Here is a 16,092-nt window from a genome sequence, read left to right as displayed (position 1 = left end):
CTGTATTGCTTCAGGATATAAAAGATCAAAATGTGTTATTTTCCGTTGCAGATGCTGCTTACGATAGTCAACGTATTTATGAAATTGCACGAACATGTAACATCTTTGCCATGAATCCAATCAATCCTAGGAATGGTGAACAAAATAAGAGTACACATCGTCGTGTATTATCTCATTTTATACAAACTATCTTTGGTAAACAATTGATGAAAGAACGTAGGAAAATTGAACAACAGTTTAGTAAACTCAAAGATAAAGGGTTGGAACAGCCACGTTGGTATGGTCAAAATCGCTATCTATTGCATGTTCAGCTAGTTTTTCTGATTCATAACATTGCATGTTTATTTTAGTTTTGCAACACCCTCAATGAGAAATAAATATTTTCTATTGCGTCGTTTGTCAGGAGAAAGGGTGTTTCGTATGACAAAAAAGAAAATAGAAGATTTCTTAACAAACTCCGAAAAAGAGGAACTGCTAGAAAACTATAAATGTTTACGAGAAGCCCGCACAAAAAGCGAAGCTAACTATTTTGGTGAAGCAGTAAACCATCTATTAAATAAAGCAAAACAACGAATTATTAAAGATGCAGGTATACATGATGAAAATGCTGCAACTGTTCAATCAAAGAGAAAAGCACTGTTTTAGCTACATTAGCTAAAACAGTGCTTTTTATTTAGAATTTTTTTCTTTCCATGCTATATTCTCTCCGCCTTTATCTTTCCATTTTTACAGTTTCAAAAGTCATCTAGACCTAAAGATCAACCTAATAATATTAGCCCACGCAAACCATTTTAATAATAGATAAAATAATTGAACTAGTAATGCTACAAACTAAATAAGTTTATTAAATCGCTTCTTTTAAATCTGAATGCGGATTTGGTCCGTATTGATTGTCATTTTCTTCACTTTCAATGATAAAAAATACAAGTAAAACAACGCTACCAAACGGTACAAAATTTAATAGTTGCCACCATCCCGTTTTCCCAATATCATGTAATCGTCGTGCACCAACCGAAAAACTTGGTATAATCATTACTAACATAAATAGCAACGCAATAATAGCAACTAACACCTCTGAAAATGATGATAAAAATAACAGTAGCCAAAAAATTACGATATTGGATAAACTAAAAATCCAGTACTCTTTTCGCGTAGCTCTACCACTAAAATTCCCATAATTCTTTAGAGCTTTCAAATACCATTGCATTTAAACCTCTCCCTTTTATCCCTAATAAAATTAAAATATGTAATTATTAACAGATAAGTAGAAATATAACACAACATTTATGTAAAATCCATATCCCCATCTAAATTGCCCTCTATTTAAATAGTTTTTTCCTTCGGCATTTTTCACATTACTTTCACATCTATTTCACAAATATAAGTAGTCCGATATGCTAAACTAAATATATCCTTTTCCAAGGAACTATATGCCGATATATAAATCCCTATCTTTATAGGGATTTTTATTTTTTGATTCCTCATAACTTTGTTACAATACATTTCTTCTACTATTTCTATACTTTTAGTAACTACTTTAATTAAAAGCACATTCATGTATTCACACTCTTATTAATTCTGATTTGCGAAATATTTATACAAGCTTTATGATGCAATTCCTGTTTCACTATTTTCAGTAAGTTTTTCACTTTTTCTAAACAAAAATAAAGCTCCTATATATAGTAACGCAGTAAAACTACCTATAAGTATAAAATTGTGAGATACTGCAAATAACATTCCTGCTATTGCCGCACCAATCATTTGACCAATATACATAGAAGCATTTGCAAGCGCGGCTCCTGTTCCTCTTGCTGCACTAGATATGTTTTGTAAGTGCCTCATCATTAATACAAACAAAATTCCTGTCACAAAAAATAAAACAAAGAAAAAGTATTCAACAAAAATAAGACTCTTTAAATAGGGAAGTATTATATGCGACAGAACCATACTAAAAAAACATTTCATATGAATATGAAATGTTTTTTTAGTATTCTCTATTCTTTTAATAAATCTAATAATCCATTACCTTCGGATGTACGTTCATACCCTAAAGGTACAGTTCTTTTAATAAGTTGTGCATATATTTCCGGCTCTGATAACTTTCGACCGTATTCTTTCTCACACTGTTTAATGAGCAAGGCAAGCGCTCCAGCAACATGCGGCGTCGCCATGGAAGTTCCACTTAACACTGCATATTTCCCATCTGGATACGTAGATAATATTTCATCACCTGGCGCTACTAGATCAATTTCTTGATTTGAATTACTAAAACATGTGATTTTCCGTTCTAAATTGACAGCGCCGACTTCAATTACTTCCGAGTAAGCACCTGGGTAATCTAGTTCCTCTGTATTATCATTACAATCTCCATTATTCCCAGCAGCACATACAACGAGAACATCCTGCTTTACCGCCTTTTGAATTGCTTCATGTAATTCTGGAACATCTTGCGGACCACCAAGTGACATTGAAATAATTCTCACTTTCTCTTGATTCGGCCCTCTCCAATTTACAGCATAATGAATTGCCTCAATAATTTGCTCGTAACTTCCAGAACCATCTCCCGCTAAAACTTTTAATACTAACATTTTAGCAAGCGGTGCAACTCCTAATACACCGACACCATTTTCAGTTGCTGCAATCGTCCCCGCGACATGAGTACCATGTCCGTTATTATCAAGATACACATTTGGATCAGCTTCATAATCTTTTGTGAAATTTCTTCCGCCGATAATACGATCTTTTAAATCTATATGATTAGTATCACACCCTGTATCTAATACGGCAACGACTACATCTTGCCCCTTCACACTCTTTTCCCATACTTGCGGAGCGTGAATCAGTTGTACACCTGGTGGAATTTCATTTACTTGTTCTACAACCTTATTTACGGTAAATGGAATCAATTGTATACCTTTTTGTTTATTCACTGTACTACTCATCGTAATCCCTCCTGAAAATGTATTATTTTCATTTCAGACCACTTTTGAATACGTGTAAATGTAACATTCGTTTTATTCTTTTTGTTTTCCTTCTTTTCAAATATTTCTCAACATCATTTACTAACTCTATACTACTTTTGTATTTCCCCTATGATTTATAGGAAATAACAGCCTGGGTCATTCAACTAATAACCAAAATAAAAGGACCAATTAATGGTCCTCTTACAGTCTTTTAAAAGAATGATATGTAATTTGAAAAATAATATAAATTAAGACTAAACCTCACTCTTGTTTAAAAACTTTTCTATTTCTTTTACTAAATATTCCGCTCCCTCTATCCCAACAGTAATATTTCCATTTGCTAATGATATGTTCTGCTCTGAAACATCACCTGTGATTTGGCAAGCATTGTAAGGTTGATATTTTTGTAAAATGATTTTATCTGCTTCTACAAAAATTTCAAGCGGTGATTTGATTTGTATTCCCAATACATCGCGTAATTCTTTAGGGATAACAATTCGTCCTAATTCGTCTACTTTTCGAATAACTCCTGTTGCTTTCATATTTCTCCCCCCTTTCTCTTTATTAATTTTTTTCACCTCGCTTTTTCCATTTTATCACTTTTTGGCAATACTTGCCTCTTTTTAGAAAATTTTGTACTCGAGTTAAAAAAACACATTTAATGCATACATAATCTCTCTTTCAATTGTTTTACATAACGGGATCTTATAAGTAAGAAGTATACAACTTGAATACCTATGAAAATACTTAATACAACTGTATTTTCTTTAAACAATGAGTACTCAAACATTTGCCCTAACGCCGTTAAGGCTACTGCCCCATGTAATGTTGCAACACCAATTGGAACGAAGAATAAAAGCGCCAATCGAATTGTAACTACCTTCGATAATTCCCTACTCGTCAATCCAACTTTTCGAATCATTTCGAACAAGCGAACATCATCCTCCAAATCGGAGAATAAACGGAAGTAAAGGAAACTTCCTGCGCAAACGAAAAATACTATACCAATAAAGAAACCTACAAATAAAATCGGTCCTGCAATTTGTAAACTTTGGTTTTGTTCGTACTCTTCCGCACTAAACGTTGACTGTTCTTGATACGGTTTAATTTGATGCGTAAGCTCTTTACCAATTTCAATCTCATCTTTCGTTCTTTCAGTTTTATACATATAATCTTTTGTCTCTATAAATCCATCTTGTAATGAATCATATTGATTATTAGAGATTACATAAACATTTCCTCTTAATATTTTCCCCAATGAAGATGAAGTAACTTTTTTCACCTTTAAACTTTCATTCATATTGGGTAAAGTAATTTCTTTTCTTTCTTTCATCGCTGGCCCTGGTATATCAGCTGACAAAAATACAACCTCTTTATTTGCTACAGTATTAAATGGTTCTTCTGTTAACTTTGCATATTCCTTATAATCTGATTCTTTTATAAAAGTGGCGCTTCTTAACGACTGTTCCTCCGTTTTCTTTGTCGAAATATTAGTTTTTGAAGCTGCTATATTATGTTTCTTTAATCCTTTGTCAATCATTTGTATATGTTGTGATTCGTTACTATTCCCTTGCTTAGAATGGTAATGAAACGCAATTGGTCTCTCCATTATCCCTTTCGTCATGGATGCGAAGCCTACTAATGTCCCTATTGCGGAAAATGCTACAGTAGAAATAATGGTTACAATAAAGAACATTCTTGCGTTATCTCTCATACGATACGCTAAATCTGATAACGTAATAATATTAGTCTGTGTCCAATAGAAACGTTTACTTTTTTTACATAATCGAATAATAAAGACACTCAGCTGCTTGTACAACAAATACGTCCCGATAATAACTACCGTTGTAACAGGAATCATCATAATAAATACCATTGCTCCATGTGATAGAAGAGCTCCTACATAGCCAGCACTAAGCAATACTACTGCTAATATTGAAGAAATGATTGATGCTTTCGGTTCCGGTTTCGCCTCTGCTGATCCTCTAAACAACTTCATAATCTTATTTTTACGAATCATTCCTGCACTAAACAATGATATGATCATAAATAAAATAAAAAACATAATACCCGTTACAACAATTGCTTTCATCGGTATGTAATAGGATAAGGAGATATCTAGTTTCAATATCATCGGAGCGACAAATAGTAATACCCCTGAAAATAACATACCTGAAAGAATACCAAAAATAATTGCCCCTATTCCAATCATAATATTTTCAAAAAAGATCAGACGCTTTAATTGATATTTCGTCATACCTAGCATCATTAAAATTCCTAGTTCACGCTTTCTCGTTTTTAAAAACATTCCCATCGAATATAAAATAAAGAAGAATGTAAATAAGTAAATAATAGACTGTGCAAAAGACATACTTACGAATACGTACTGACCTAATTCTCCTGCACTTAATGCCGGATGAAACGCAAAAAATGAATACACAAAAAAGGCCATAATTGCAAATGCACTACTCAAAAAATAGGCTGAGTATGTCCGTCTATTTCGGGTTACATTCCGATATGCTAGTTCTCTAATGTTCATATTACTTCTCCGCCCTTCTACTATCTATGTTTTTATATTAGTAAAGTGCGGAAATACCTTCCATCGATTCAAATGACAAAAACCTTACATTTTTGAAAGGTTTAAAAAAATTGCTTATACGTAGCACTTTATTTATAATGACTACATTCATATTCATACACACATCCTATTGTATATTCGTTAGTTTTGCGAAATAATAAAGGATAGAAGTATGTACCATTATACATATAAACTTATTTACCGCTTTAATATGAATAGGAGGAAAACATAATGACATTACAAGAACAGATTATGAAAGCATTACATGTTCAGCCTGTAATTGATCCAAAAGTTGAAATTCGTAAACGAGTTGATTTCCTAAAGGATTATGTAAAAAAAACAGGTGCAAAAGGATTTGTACTTGGTATTAGCGGCGGACAAGACTCTACATTAGCAGGACGCTTAGCACAACTTGCAGTTGAAGAAATTCGTAACGAAGGTGGTAATGCAACGTTTATCGCCGTGCGTCTTCCTTATAAAGTACAAAAAGATGAAGATGATGCACAATTAGCATTACAATTCATTCAAGCAGATCAATCTGTTGCATTTGATATTGCTTCAACTGTTGATGCTTTTTCAAATCAATATGAAAACTTATTGGGTGAATCATTAACAGATTTCAATAAAGGTAACGTGAAAGCACGTATCCGTATGGTTACTCAATATGCAATTGGTGGACAAAAAGGGCTACTTGTTATCGGAACAGATCACGCTGCAGAAGCTGTAACAGGGTTCTTTACAAAATTCGGAGATGGTGGTGCAGATTTATTACCATTAACGGGATTAACGAAGCGCCAAGGACGTGCATTATTACAAGAGTTAGGCGCAGACGAGCGACTGTACTTAAAAATGCCAACAGCTGATTTATTAGATGAAAAACCAGGTCAAGCTGATGAAACAGAGTTAGGTATTACTTATGATCAATTAGATGATTATTTAGAAGGTAAAGCAGTTCCAGCTGACGTTGCAGAGAAAATTGAAAAACGTTACACAGTGAGTGAGCATAAAAGACAAGTACCAGCGTCAATGTTTGATGATTGGTGGAAATAAATTAAACATAAAAAAGAAGCTAATCTTCATTTAGCTTCTTTTTTATATGTTAACGATATACCCCTACTCTTTTCTCCAATAAATCTTGCAGGCAATCTTCATGTTGTTTACAAAATAACGGTGGCATGTCGTCTAACGGGAAAAACTTCAAATCCAACGTTTCATCACCATCTACTTTTTTGTCACCTCCAACTATTGAGAATGAAAAGAACATCACAATTGACTGGGCCTTGTCTCCATTTGGATATGATTGAAAATATTTTGTATACACTCCAATAAGCTCATTTATTTCTACATCATACCCGGTTTCTTCTTTTATTTCCCAGATTGCAGTTTCCGCAGCTGATTCTCCTATCTCCATTGCACCACCTGGAAAGCCCCAAGCGTTAAAGTCTCCTCTTTTTTGCAGTAATACTTCTCCTTCTTTATTAAATACACAACCACCGGCAAAGTTTAAGAAAACATAATCATGTCCTACTTTTTCACGTAATTCTTTTATATAATTCGCCATTCTCATTCCCCTTTTCATACCTCTTCTATCGCTATTTCTTATCTTTTTCAAGCAATTCAATGATTCGATCTAGCTTCTGGTTCATATTAATCACGTGGCGTTTCTTTGCAGCACTGCTTTGTAATACTCTTCTAATAAACAAAGTAAATGATATGAAAAACAAAACGATAAGTCCGATTACTAAACAAGTATATATCAATGTAAAAATGTCGCTTTCGAACAAGTTCATTCCACATTCACATCCTTATCCTTTTATTTTATCACATAATTCTTAATATTCAAAAGTAATCAATCAATCAATAAAAAAAGCACCTTTTACAGGTGCTTTTTCCCATTGCTTAATACGTAAATGTAATTGTCGCTAATGAATAACCCGCCAATGCACTATAAGGCGCTACTTGATAAGACACACGCTTTGCACCTTTTGGCCAATTTATTTCATTTAATACTTTCTTTATATCTTGCATCGTCCCATCCATGGACTGCTTATATCGCACTTCTACTTTTTCTGGTTTGGCTGCAAACTGTTGCTGCAACTTTTGCTTAAATTCATTATAATTTTCTGCTCCGTATTCTGCAGATAAGTATTGTAAATTTGTTTCTTTTAACATCTGCTCATATACGACAGTTTTTGAGCTACCAGCTTTTATTTTGTTTGTTAATTCACCAAAATAACTTGTAGTTGCTGCTGGATATTTACTACGATCCCAGTCGTGATCTTTACTTAACTGTTCGTCAGACATGTTAAAATATGAGTAAGTTACACGCCCTGCTTTATCTGGTACTGGATCATCAAATGTAGTATCTAGGTGATACCATTTGTTTTCAATGTTCACTAAATTCCGCGCGTGAGCTTGTCCGTTTCCTGTGCCTGTTACAATATGGTTTTGAATACCTGCCTCTTTTAACAACTCATACGTTAATAATGTATATCCTTGGCAAACGGCAGAACGATTCGCTAATGCTTCATATGCTGTATACGCTTGATAAGACGTATCATAAGACACATGCTTAACAACGTAATCGTGAATAGCTTTTACTTTCTCATGCTCATCCATCCCTGGTTTTACAATTGATCCAACAATTGATTTCGCCTGAGCTTTTACATATTGAGTTTGTTCTTTTGATTCACGGTATTTTACTTGCAGTGTAAACGTATAGTCCCCTGGCATTCCTTTAATAGAATATCTAGTAGACGCTACATTATATTTTACATACTCATCAGCATCTACAATTTTATTAAACTCACCATACAATTGATCCATAATATTTCTAGCATTTCTATCTTTTGTTTTATATGTGATTGTAATATTTTCTTCTCGATTATCAATCTGTTTTTTTAATTCTTTTCTGAAATCATCTAATAACTTTACATCTGATTGTGCTGTCACTGTAGTCGGATTTGTAGCTGCATAAGATACAGATGACGCTTGCAAGCCTCCCATTACTATAGTTGAACAAAGTGCGGCAGCTGTCACATACTTACTTGTCTTTCCCATCTTGTCACTCCTTATATTCTATAACTATACGAAAAAGTATCGTATAGTTTCAGAGTATACAATACTTTTTCGTATAGGTCATATGAGATTATGCATATTAACTAATTCACATAAAAAGGTTGTTCTTTTTAAAAGAACAACCTTTTTTCATTAGCATGTTTGTAATACACAGCATGTATTTTCAAAACGTTGATTTTTCAAATCTTCATTACTAATACAGAAATATAGCATCCCTAGTTCTCCCCAAACCATATTACAATTTTTATGATCTGAATCAATTTGGAATAAAAGAGTCATTTGCTGCGGGTCTACTCCCATATATTCTCCTGTCTCATATAACACTTCTTCTTGTACAGAGAATGGCTCACCAAACATTTGATGGTTATCGTAGTTATCTGGAATTAGCTCTTCAAGTAATTGCAAGAAACGATCTGAATCAGCCTCATCTTCAATGAAAAGTTCTGGTAATTTGTATGTCAGTTCAAAAGTAATTGCACACTGGTTATATTTCGCTTGTATTTCATTTTCTCTTCGTAATTGCTCTACAGGAACATCATAATAAAGTACACGCCCAGCTTCTGTTAGATTCACATTTTCTTCAAAATAATTTTCAATGCAAAAGAAATACAGCATCCCCGTCTTAGGAAGATTGTGATTCATACCAACGTTTTGTAAATCACTTAAGTTAAATTGCGCGATAAATTGTAGTGGATTTCCTTTATGCTTTGGATATTCAAATAAAGCTGGTAGATCAGGAACTCCTCCCATTTTCGAACTACCTATCGCAACAGTTCCCTGCTGCTTTGGCACAACTTTTATACAAGGAAATACAGTATTAATAAGTTCTTCTTTCAAGTGTGTTAGTTCATATTTATCAATTAATACTTCAATTTTTTTATTCATAAATTCTCCTTACATTTACATACTTATTTATATCATAGTACAAAGATTATACTTCATTCTTTACAAAATCAACAAGCCTCCCAAAAACGGGCTTATCCTTCGTACGCGAACAAGTTTAAAAAAGCATACTATACATTGTTCCTACAAACACGATAGTTCTTTAGTTCTTCCAGTACATTTTCCCCTCGTTCATTTTTATTTTTAATATAAGGAGGAATTCCACATGGGTTACGGATATAGTTGCGGCGGTTACGGTTACGGCGGTAGCTGTGGTGGTTGTGGTTACGGAGGTTTCGCTTTATTAATCGTTTTATTCATCCTTCTAATCATCATCGGAGCTAGCTGTTGGGGCGGCTTTGTAGGCTGCTAGTAAACTTAAAAACCATTGTAAAAAAGCACGTACAATACGTGCTTTTTTGCCATTTCCAAATCTTTTATTTGAAAGGAAGTATGTTTAATGAAGATCGATGGTGTTTTTGAAGGAGGCGGTGTACGCGGTATTGCACATGTTGGAGCAATTTGCGCATTAGCCGAAAAAGGTTATGAATGGGAACGTGTAGCTGGAACATCAGCTGGTGCAATTATCGCGGCACTTGTAGCGGCAGGATATTCTTGTTCAGAGCTAAAAACGATTATAACTGATATCGATTATAACAAATTTACGAAGAAAACCTTTATTGACAAAATCCCCTTTATCGGAAAAGGACTAAGTGCATGGACTACTCTAGGTATATACTCTAATGTATTTATAGAAGAATGGATTGAAGAATTACTTCGAAAAAAAGGTGTTCATTTATTTACTGATTTACCGGATCTAAACAAACTCAAAATCATCGCTTCTGATATTAGTAATGGTAAAATGGTTGTCTTTCCTGACGACTTACCAAACTACGGATTTTTAAATTATCGCTTCTCTATCGCTAAAGCGGTAAGAATGAGTAGTACAATCCCCTTCTTCTTTGAACCCGTAAAATGGAGAACTCCAAAATGGAAGCAGCCTTGTTATATGGTTGATGGAGGAATTCTAAGTAATTATCCAATTTGGATCTTCGATTCACCTACCACTCCTCGCTGGCCGACTTTCGGATTTCATTTTGTAAAAGATGAGATTCAAGCTGATCCTGCTCACTATAACGAGCCTATTTCCATGTTCAAAGGACTATTTAAAACAATGATGCAAGCTCATGATTTACGTCATTTAGATAAGGAATCAAAAGCAAGAACGATTACAATTCCAACAGGAACGATTACAAGTACTAATTTTGAACTGACAAAGGAAGAAAAAGAATGGCTTTACAATTCTGGTTATAACTCTGCTAATAAATTTTTACAAGCTTGGAACTTTAGGCAATATATCGATGAATATAGAAAAGGAAATCAAGACCGAAAGACAAATCGATTTTTTCGTCAACTTGACTCATAATATTATTACTTTGCGTATAAATACGAGAACGTTTAACAACTTAATAATAAATAAGTCTAGTAATTTCTTATATTACTAGACTTATTTATTATTATATAATCTCGTACATTGTTTAAGGATACGTTAACCCTTCGGCTTCCTCTGCAGTAATAACTATGTAACGATTTCCCGTTCTTAATCCTAACAGTTCTGCTTTTTCAATCGCTTCTTGCTTCGTCTCCGCATAAGCAGCTAAATATTTTTCTCCATTGATCATTTGGCAAATTACATATTGTTTCATTACTTTCTCCTCTTACTTTTTCATTAGTTGTGCAAGTTTTTTTATACCTATTTCAATTTCTTCTAACGTTGCGTATGAATACGATAGGCGCAAAAATTGATTTGCACTTCTATCATATAAAGTACCTGGGTTTAATAAAACCTTTTCTTGCAGAGCTTTATCAAATAAACTGCGATATGAAATGGTTACTTTTATATGTACCCATATATAAAATCCCCCTGTTGGTTCATGCCAAGTTGCTATTTCACGAAGATATTTATCTAACATTAGTAACATAAAATCTCTTCGTTTTTTCAATTCACTTCTTACAAAGCGCAAATGCTCATCATATAGACCATTTGTAAACCACTCTGCTGCAATTTGCTGGGATATAGTGCTTGAACCATAATCTGTTTGCATTTTTATGTCTGACAATCTTTGAATTACTGGCTCAGGTCCAACAATCCATCCAATTCTTAACCCTGGACTAATTACTTTGGACATGCTTGCAATATGTAGTACGATTCCATTTTTATCATAGGCTTTTAAAGGTTTCGAACAAGGTGCATCAAACCATAAGTCTTGATACACTGCGTCCTCTATAATAGGTAATCCAATTTCATTACATATTTCCATCACTTCTATTCGTCTCTTCGCATTCATACTAAAGTTCGTTGGATTATGAAAAGACGGGATTGTATATAAAATAGATGCATTAAATTGCTTCTTATATTTTGTAATATATGATGTATTTAAACCGTTCTCATCCATTGGTATTCCAATGAAACGCATTCCTGCGGATTGAAAAACATTAAGCGAATATAAATAGGATGGTTTTTCTAATAAGATGGATGCCCCTTTTGGAAGAAGCCCCATAGAGATAAGTTGTAGCGCTTGAATTGCTCCTGAAACAATTAATATAGAGTCAGGAGATACACATATACCATGCCCCTTTAAGTATTCGGAAATCTTTTCCCTTAAATAAAAATTTCCTTTCGGCTCTTCATACCCAAGCGTCACATTTGACTTTAAAAGCTTATTCATAATTTCTTTCATCTTTTTCTCAGGTAAGAGACTCGGCGCGAGCTCACCTGTTCCTAATCGAATTACATGTGGATAAAATTCAGCTTGATTAATCTCCTGAATAGCTGGGAGATTCGGATAATGAAGTCCTGTTTCTACATAAGACTGCCAATTAGGCGGGGGTGCGTAAGTTGAAGCATTCTCATTATTATTTACAACAATTGTTCCTTTCCTGCCATTCCCTTCTATGTATCCCTTTGCAACTAGTTCATCGAAAGCCATTACAATTGTGCTTCGATTCACACCAAATGTATGTGCCAAATCTCTTTGTGAAGGTAATTTCGTTCCAACGGTCCATTCTCCATTAACGATCCTTTCTTTTATATACGTTTCTATTTGTTTATACAGAGGAGTCGCTAGAGACATATTCGGTTTCCAAACGAATCTTTCCATTATATCACCTTATATTCTTTTTGGTTGGTAACCTCCCCAACCATATGGATGGATACAAATTTTCATTTCTTCTATACAATATACACTATCATAATAAATTAAAATAGGAGGTAATATGATGAGTGAAGCAATTATTCATGGTATCATTCTTGCATTTGGACTTATCATTCCATTAGGTGTACAAAATGTTTTTGTCTTTAACCAAGGTGCGAGCCAACCAAACATTTGGAGGGCAGCCCCTGTAGTATTAACTGCCTCTATATGTGATACGTTACTCATATTGATTGCAGTGCAAGGTGTCTCCCTTGTACTCCTTACTTTTTCTTGGCTAACTAACTCGTTATATATAATTGGATTTTTCTTTCTCCTATACATGGGCTTTGTTATTTGGAGAAGTAACCCTTCCAACGATGTAAAACAAGAAAAAAGTATGCCCTTAAAAAAGCAAATCCTTTTCGCAGCATCCGTTTCGTTATTAAATCCACATGCTATTTTAGACACAATCGGTGTAATTGGAACAAATTCTATTCAATACATAGGAAGTGAAAAATGGGCTTTCACACTTGCAACTATTATCGTTTCTTGGATTTGGTTTATAAGCTTAGCGTTAGCGGGGAAATTTCTAAAAAGACTAGACTCAACCGGAAAGACAATTTTATTATTAAATAAATTTTCTGGTCTCATCATATGGGGTGTCGCGCTTTATATGTTAAAACAAGTTATTTATTCTTAATGAACGAAAGAGAATTGCATGTTACTCAAAACATCATGCAATTCTCTTACAAATTATGAAGTAGGCTCTGGTTTCTGTTTTAACGTCTTTGCATCCTTTGCTGGTTTAATCCAAATGATTGCTATGACAGCACCAATGGCAGCGAAAATACTTGTCAAATAAAACACTTCATGGTCCGCCCCTTTCATGAAAAAAGAATATAAAGGTGGTCCAGCTGCTACACCGATAAATCGCATTGAACTGTAAAATGACGTAACTGTTCCCCTTTGCTCCTTTTCAATTCCTTGTGTAATGAGGGCATCTAAACATGGGAGTGCCATACCAATCCCATGCCCATCAACTTAAGACTTTTTACTACCCCCAAGTACAAAAAAACGTTATTCTTTCTTAAGCAACTATAAGAACCTGTCTGAAATCTTTGGTATAATCTATGTAAAAAGGATGTTTTCCATGATACACAATTATACAAGTAATATTACTCGTGAACAGTTTGAAGTGATTCGAGAGGATTTAGAAAATGCACGGAAAACGACGCGCCCACGCACAGTAGATTTATACGAAGTATTCTGTGGCGTACTGTACCTGCTCACAGCAGGCTGCCAATGGCGCCATCTACCAAGTGACTTTCCAAACTGGAAAACCGTGTATTCCTACTATCAAATTTGGCGGAAAGTAGAGGAGAATGACACAAGTCTTCTCGAAAAAGTGCATAAAAAAATTGGTCGAAACATATCGTGAGCAAGACGGATGGAAGAAGCAGACGAGTTTTTGCATCGTAGATGCTCAAAGTGTGAAAAACACATGGACAGCTGGTGAAAAAGGCNTTTTATGTTCTTCTACGATGTTTAAAATGCGTCAACTTTTGTTACAGAAAAAACAAAAGGAATTAAGTGAATATAAAGCAATTGGAATGATTCAAGATCATCTATTTCTCCTCTATCAAGCCATAGAAAACACCCAAGAGATAACAAAGCTTCTAACCCGCCTGTTCCACCTTCTAGAGAAAAACGGACGGAAATCTCATCGATATGAGAAGAAAACAGTCTTTGATATCATGGGTGTTATCTATGAGTATAGTGGATATAGCAAACAAAAGAAAGCTGCATAAGAAAAAAATGAAACCCGTTAGGGTTTATTTCGTGTGCTTATTTTTAATAACTTGCCCCCATTTGGGGAGACTTTAGTTCAAATGAAGAAAAGTTAATTTTGTATCCATTCTTAAGTTGATGGGCATGCATACCAATCCCTATCCCCATAATAACGAGACAAAGAAGTAGTAAATAAATCCCTTTTATAAATAAAGGAATGATGACTGATGCAGCTGCCATTAAAAAACCAATATAGATACACTTCTTCATAACATTTTGATTATCTCCAATTTTTTTACCGGCCATATATGAACTAAGTGACAGTACAAGTAACGGGATAGCAAGCACACACCCTTTCCATATACCATGAATGTCATACTTTGATTCCAGTATAGTCGACAAATAAAAGAGAATTCCGAATAAAATAAGCATAATAATTGCACCTAATGCAAAAATGGCAATTAACCATCTTCCTTTTTCTCGAAACGTAGACAGAATAGATTTTATAAACTCTTTAAGTGGTGGTACTTCTCCTTCTTGTTTCTTTGCCTTTACTAAAACAAGTAATAAAACAATTGATACTACGCATAAAATTGGAATCGCCCAAAATGGTAAGAACCATACAACGGCAGCAAGAGCAGACCCTAAAATAGGGCTCAGCACTTTCCCAAATGTATTGGATGTTTCTATGATTCCTAAACCTGTACTAACTTGTTTTTCGTCTTTGTATAAATCACCAACACACGGTATAACAACTGGCATTGCACCAGCAGCACCAATACCTTGAATCGCTCTACCAATCAATATCCAATTGTAGGGATTATCAACTTTCCAAGATACCCAACCAGTTATCGCTCCTCCTATAGCTGCAATCAGCAAACTCGGAACCATTACCATCTTTCGTCCCCATCTATCTGATAAATAACCAGCAATCGGTATAAGTAGAATGGCTACGATAGAGTAAATTGTAATAATCATGGATACTTGAAACGATGAAATATGTAATTTCTTTTCAATAGTCGGCAGAATTGGGATGAGCATTGAATTCCCTAATGTCATAACAAGTGGAACTGATGCAAGCGCAATTAAACAACAGTTTTCTTTTTTTAACATGTTGGCTTCGAAACCTTTCATCATATATTTCTTACCATATAATAGCCCCGCTGGAACGTAACTTTTCATTCCACCAGGGCTATTACATCTTTACTACTTCCCATTCACAACAAAAGAAATTGGGGAAATTATAGTATTATTCCTATTCTTTGAATCCAGTTCACAATATATCCATACCAATTAATTGAAAAAAAAAGAAAGGAAGAATCCTTCCTTTCTCCTATAACCTTCTACAATTAGCGAGTATATCCGCCACCAAGTTGTTGTTCTGCCATCGCTACAAGGCGTTTTGTAATTTCACCGCCTACAGAACCGTTTGCACGTGAAGAAGTATCAGCGCCAAGTTGTACACCAAACTCTTGTGCAATTTCATATTTCATTTGATCTAAAGCTGCTTGTGCTCCATGTGATGCTAATTGATTAGAATTACGATTTCTAGCCATTACCAATCACCTCCTTATTTATATATAAATTGTGTTAAATTCAAATTAAAATA

The 16,092-nt window shown here is 34.3% G+C and carries 18 protein-coding genes and 5 pseudogenes; 8 read left to right on the top strand and 15 right to left on the bottom strand.

Going from position 1 to position 16,092, the window contains the following annotated elements; all coding sequences use genetic code 11:
• Both V6946_RS10145 and V6946_RS10140 read left to right on the top strand, forming a co-directional pair.
• A partial coding sequence (locus V6946_RS10145; RefSeq protein WP_406622056.1) for a transposase occupies positions 1-350 on the top strand: 350 nt, incomplete at its 5' end.
• 70 nt (positions 351-420) lie between these two features.
• Positions 421-645, top strand: a complete 225-nt coding sequence (locus tag V6946_RS10140; protein ID WP_000162602.1) for a hypothetical protein — start codon at positions 421-423, stop codon at positions 643-645.
• Positions 646-844: 199 nt separating this feature from the next.
• Here the strand turns inward: V6946_RS10140 and V6946_RS10135 are convergent, their stop codons facing one another.
• From V6946_RS10135 to V6946_RS10110, 6 genes and pseudogenes are all read right to left on the bottom strand, one after another.
• On the bottom strand, positions 845-1,207 hold the full coding sequence (locus V6946_RS10135) for a DUF805 domain-containing protein (RefSeq protein ID WP_001198796.1): 363 nt from the start codon (positions 1,205-1,207) through the stop codon (positions 845-847).
• A gap of 143 nt (positions 1,208-1,350) precedes the next feature.
• Positions 1,351-1,557: a hypothetical protein gene (locus V6946_RS10130; RefSeq protein ID WP_033692892.1), complete on the bottom strand. Its 207-nt coding sequence runs from the start codon at positions 1,555-1,557 to the stop codon at positions 1,351-1,353.
• Between the two features lie 48 nt (positions 1,558-1,605).
• A pseudogene (locus V6946_RS10125) lies at positions 1,606-1,926 on the bottom strand (MFS transporter permease); the annotation flags it as partial.
• A 68-nt stretch (positions 1,927-1,994) separates the two neighbouring features.
• Positions 1,995-2,942, bottom strand: coding sequence for a serine protease (locus V6946_RS10120; RefSeq protein WP_006928047.1), 948 nt, complete (start codon positions 2,940-2,942; stop codon positions 1,995-1,997).
• A gap of 275 nt (positions 2,943-3,217) precedes the next feature.
• Positions 3,218-3,505, bottom strand: coding sequence for an AbrB/MazE/SpoVT family DNA-binding domain-containing protein (locus tag V6946_RS10115; RefSeq protein ID WP_000648324.1), 288 nt, complete (start codon positions 3,503-3,505; stop codon positions 3,218-3,220).
• Between the two features lie 116 nt (positions 3,506-3,621).
• Positions 3,622-5,502, bottom strand: coding sequence for an FtsX-like permease family protein (locus V6946_RS10110; RefSeq protein WP_006929553.1), 1,881 nt, complete (start codon positions 5,500-5,502; stop codon positions 3,622-3,624).
• Positions 5,503-5,772: 270 nt separating this feature from the next.
• Here V6946_RS10110 and nadE point away from each other — a divergent pair, with 270 nt between their 5' ends.
• On the top strand, positions 5,773-6,591 hold the full coding sequence (nadE, locus tag V6946_RS10105; protein ID WP_000174901.1) for an ammonia-dependent NAD(+) synthetase: 819 nt from the start codon (positions 5,773-5,775) through the stop codon (positions 6,589-6,591).
• 49 nt (positions 6,592-6,640) lie between these two features.
• Here the strand turns inward: nadE and V6946_RS10100 are convergent, their stop codons facing one another.
• The 4 genes from V6946_RS10100 to V6946_RS10085 form a co-directional block, all read right to left on the bottom strand.
• The gene (locus tag V6946_RS10100; protein ID WP_366982308.1) at positions 6,641-7,102 is read right to left on the bottom strand and encodes an NUDIX hydrolase; all 462 of its coding nucleotides are present in this window, start codon (positions 7,100-7,102) and stop codon (positions 6,641-6,643) included.
• A 31-nt stretch (positions 7,103-7,133) separates the two neighbouring features.
• Positions 7,134-7,331: a DUF4083 domain-containing protein gene (locus V6946_RS10095; protein WP_006929550.1), complete on the bottom strand. Its 198-nt coding sequence runs from the start codon at positions 7,329-7,331 to the stop codon at positions 7,134-7,136.
• A gap of 109 nt (positions 7,332-7,440) precedes the next feature.
• Positions 7,441-8,601, bottom strand: coding sequence for a transglutaminase domain-containing protein (locus tag V6946_RS10090; RefSeq protein ID WP_366982309.1), 1,161 nt, complete (start codon positions 8,599-8,601; stop codon positions 7,441-7,443).
• 150 nt (positions 8,602-8,751) lie between these two features.
• Positions 8,752-9,504, bottom strand: coding sequence for a YwqG family protein (locus V6946_RS10085; protein ID WP_001034846.1), 753 nt, complete (start codon positions 9,502-9,504; stop codon positions 8,752-8,754).
• 223 nt (positions 9,505-9,727) lie between these two features.
• Here V6946_RS10085 and V6946_RS10080 point away from each other — a divergent pair, with 223 nt between their 5' ends.
• Entirely contained in the window at positions 9,728-9,874 is a 147-nt protein-coding gene (locus V6946_RS10080; RefSeq protein ID WP_000540425.1) for a YjcZ family sporulation protein, read from the top strand.
• 87 nt (positions 9,875-9,961) lie between these two features.
• Positions 9,962-10,927, top strand: coding sequence for a patatin-like phospholipase family protein (locus V6946_RS10075; RefSeq protein ID WP_000686794.1), 966 nt, complete (start codon positions 9,962-9,964; stop codon positions 10,925-10,927).
• A gap of 112 nt (positions 10,928-11,039) precedes the next feature.
• On the opposite strand, the gene V6946_RS10070 is transcribed toward V6946_RS10075, so the two are convergent.
• Together V6946_RS10070 and V6946_RS10065 are read right to left on the bottom strand one after the other, a co-directional pair.
• On the bottom strand, positions 11,040-11,207 hold the full coding sequence (locus tag V6946_RS10070) for a DUF3933 family protein (protein WP_000816389.1): 168 nt from the start codon (positions 11,205-11,207) through the stop codon (positions 11,040-11,042).
• A 12-nt stretch (positions 11,208-11,219) separates the two neighbouring features.
• Positions 11,220-12,662, bottom strand: a complete 1,443-nt coding sequence (locus V6946_RS10065; RefSeq protein WP_006917169.1) for a PLP-dependent aminotransferase family protein — start codon at positions 12,660-12,662, stop codon at positions 11,220-11,222.
• A gap of 118 nt (positions 12,663-12,780) precedes the next feature.
• Here V6946_RS10065 and V6946_RS10060 point away from each other — a divergent pair, with 118 nt between their 5' ends.
• Entirely contained in the window at positions 12,781-13,395 is a 615-nt protein-coding gene (locus V6946_RS10060) for a LysE/ArgO family amino acid transporter (protein ID WP_001287303.1), read from the top strand.
• Between the two features lie 53 nt (positions 13,396-13,448).
• Here V6946_RS10060 and V6946_RS10055 read toward each other — a convergent pair.
• A pseudogene (locus V6946_RS10055) lies at positions 13,449-13,730 on the bottom strand (MFS transporter); the annotation flags it as partial.
• Positions 13,731-13,845: 115 nt separating this feature from the next.
• Here V6946_RS10055 and V6946_RS10050 point away from each other — a divergent pair.
• Positions 13,846-14,218: pseudogene (locus V6946_RS10050) on the top strand (transposase); the annotation flags it as partial.
• Between the two features lie 3 nt (positions 14,219-14,221).
• A pseudogene (locus V6946_RS10045) lies at positions 14,222-14,503 on the top strand (IS4 family transposase); the annotation flags it as partial.
• A 127-nt stretch (positions 14,504-14,630) separates the two neighbouring features.
• On the opposite strand, the pseudogene V6946_RS10040 reads toward V6946_RS10045, so the two are convergent.
• Together V6946_RS10040 and V6946_RS10035 are read right to left on the bottom strand one after the other, a co-directional pair.
• Positions 14,631-15,596, bottom strand: a pseudogene (locus V6946_RS10040) (MFS transporter); the annotation flags it as partial.
• 236 nt (positions 15,597-15,832) lie between these two features.
• Complete coding sequence (locus V6946_RS10035; RefSeq protein WP_000113545.1) at positions 15,833-16,039, bottom strand: alpha/beta-type small acid-soluble spore protein; 207 nt, start codon at positions 16,037-16,039, stop codon at positions 15,833-15,835.
• Positions 16,040-16,092 lie beyond the last annotated feature (53 nt).

The sequence above is a fragment of the Bacillus sp. PPSBB_2 genome, from assembly GCF_045291115.1.
Taxonomy (GTDB): Bacteria; Bacillota; Bacilli; order Bacillales; family Bacillaceae_G; genus Bacillus_A; species Bacillus_A cereus.
The sequence above is the reverse complement of the archived record's forward strand: the minus strand, read 5'-3'. Positions and strand labels throughout refer to the sequence as shown.

Coding starts and splice junctions, on each gene's coding strand:
- V6946_RS10140 (WP_000162602.1), top strand. CDS start 421: ATGACAAAAAAGAAAATAGAAGATTTCTTAACAAACTCCGAAAAAGAG.
- V6946_RS10135 (WP_001198796.1), bottom strand. CDS start 1,207: ATGCAATGGTATTTGAAAGCTCTAAAGAATTATGGGAATTTTAGTGGT.
- V6946_RS10130 (WP_033692892.1), bottom strand. CDS start 1,557: ATGAATGTGCTTTTAATTAAAGTAGTTACTAAAAGTATAGAAATAGTA.
- V6946_RS10120 (WP_006928047.1), bottom strand. CDS start 2,942: ATGAGTAGTACAGTGAATAAACAAAAAGGTATACAATTGATTCCATTT.
- V6946_RS10115 (WP_000648324.1), bottom strand. CDS start 3,505: ATGAAAGCAACAGGAGTTATTCGAAAAGTAGACGAATTAGGACGAATT.
- V6946_RS10110 (WP_006929553.1), bottom strand. CDS start 5,502: ATGAACATTAGAGAACTAGCATATCGGAATGTAACCCGAAATAGACGG.
- nadE (WP_000174901.1), top strand. CDS start 5,773: ATGACATTACAAGAACAGATTATGAAAGCATTACATGTTCAGCCTGTA.
- V6946_RS10100 (WP_366982308.1), bottom strand. CDS start 7,102: ATGGCGAATTATATAAAAGAATTACGTGAAAAAGTAGGACATGATTAT.
- V6946_RS10095 (WP_006929550.1), bottom strand. CDS start 7,331: ATGAACTTGTTCGAAAGCGACATTTTTACATTGATATATACTTGTTTA.
- V6946_RS10090 (WP_366982309.1), bottom strand. CDS start 8,601: ATGGGAAAGACAAGTAAGTATGTGACAGCTGCCGCACTTTGTTCAACT.
- V6946_RS10085 (WP_001034846.1), bottom strand. CDS start 9,504: ATGAATAAAAAAATTGAAGTATTAATTGATAAATATGAACTAACACAC.
- V6946_RS10080 (WP_000540425.1), top strand. CDS start 9,728: ATGGGTTACGGATATAGTTGCGGCGGTTACGGTTACGGCGGTAGCTGT.
- V6946_RS10075 (WP_000686794.1), top strand. CDS start 9,962: ATGAAGATCGATGGTGTTTTTGAAGGAGGCGGTGTACGCGGTATTGCA.
- V6946_RS10070 (WP_000816389.1), bottom strand. CDS start 11,207: ATGAAACAATATGTAATTTGCCAAATGATCAATGGAGAAAAATATTTA.
- V6946_RS10065 (WP_006917169.1), bottom strand. CDS start 12,662: ATGGAAAGATTCGTTTGGAAACCGAATATGTCTCTAGCGACTCCTCTG.
- V6946_RS10060 (WP_001287303.1), top strand. CDS start 12,781: ATGAGTGAAGCAATTATTCATGGTATCATTCTTGCATTTGGACTTATC.
- V6946_RS10035 (WP_000113545.1), bottom strand. CDS start 16,039: ATGGCTAGAAATCGTAATTCTAATCAATTAGCATCACATGGAGCACAA.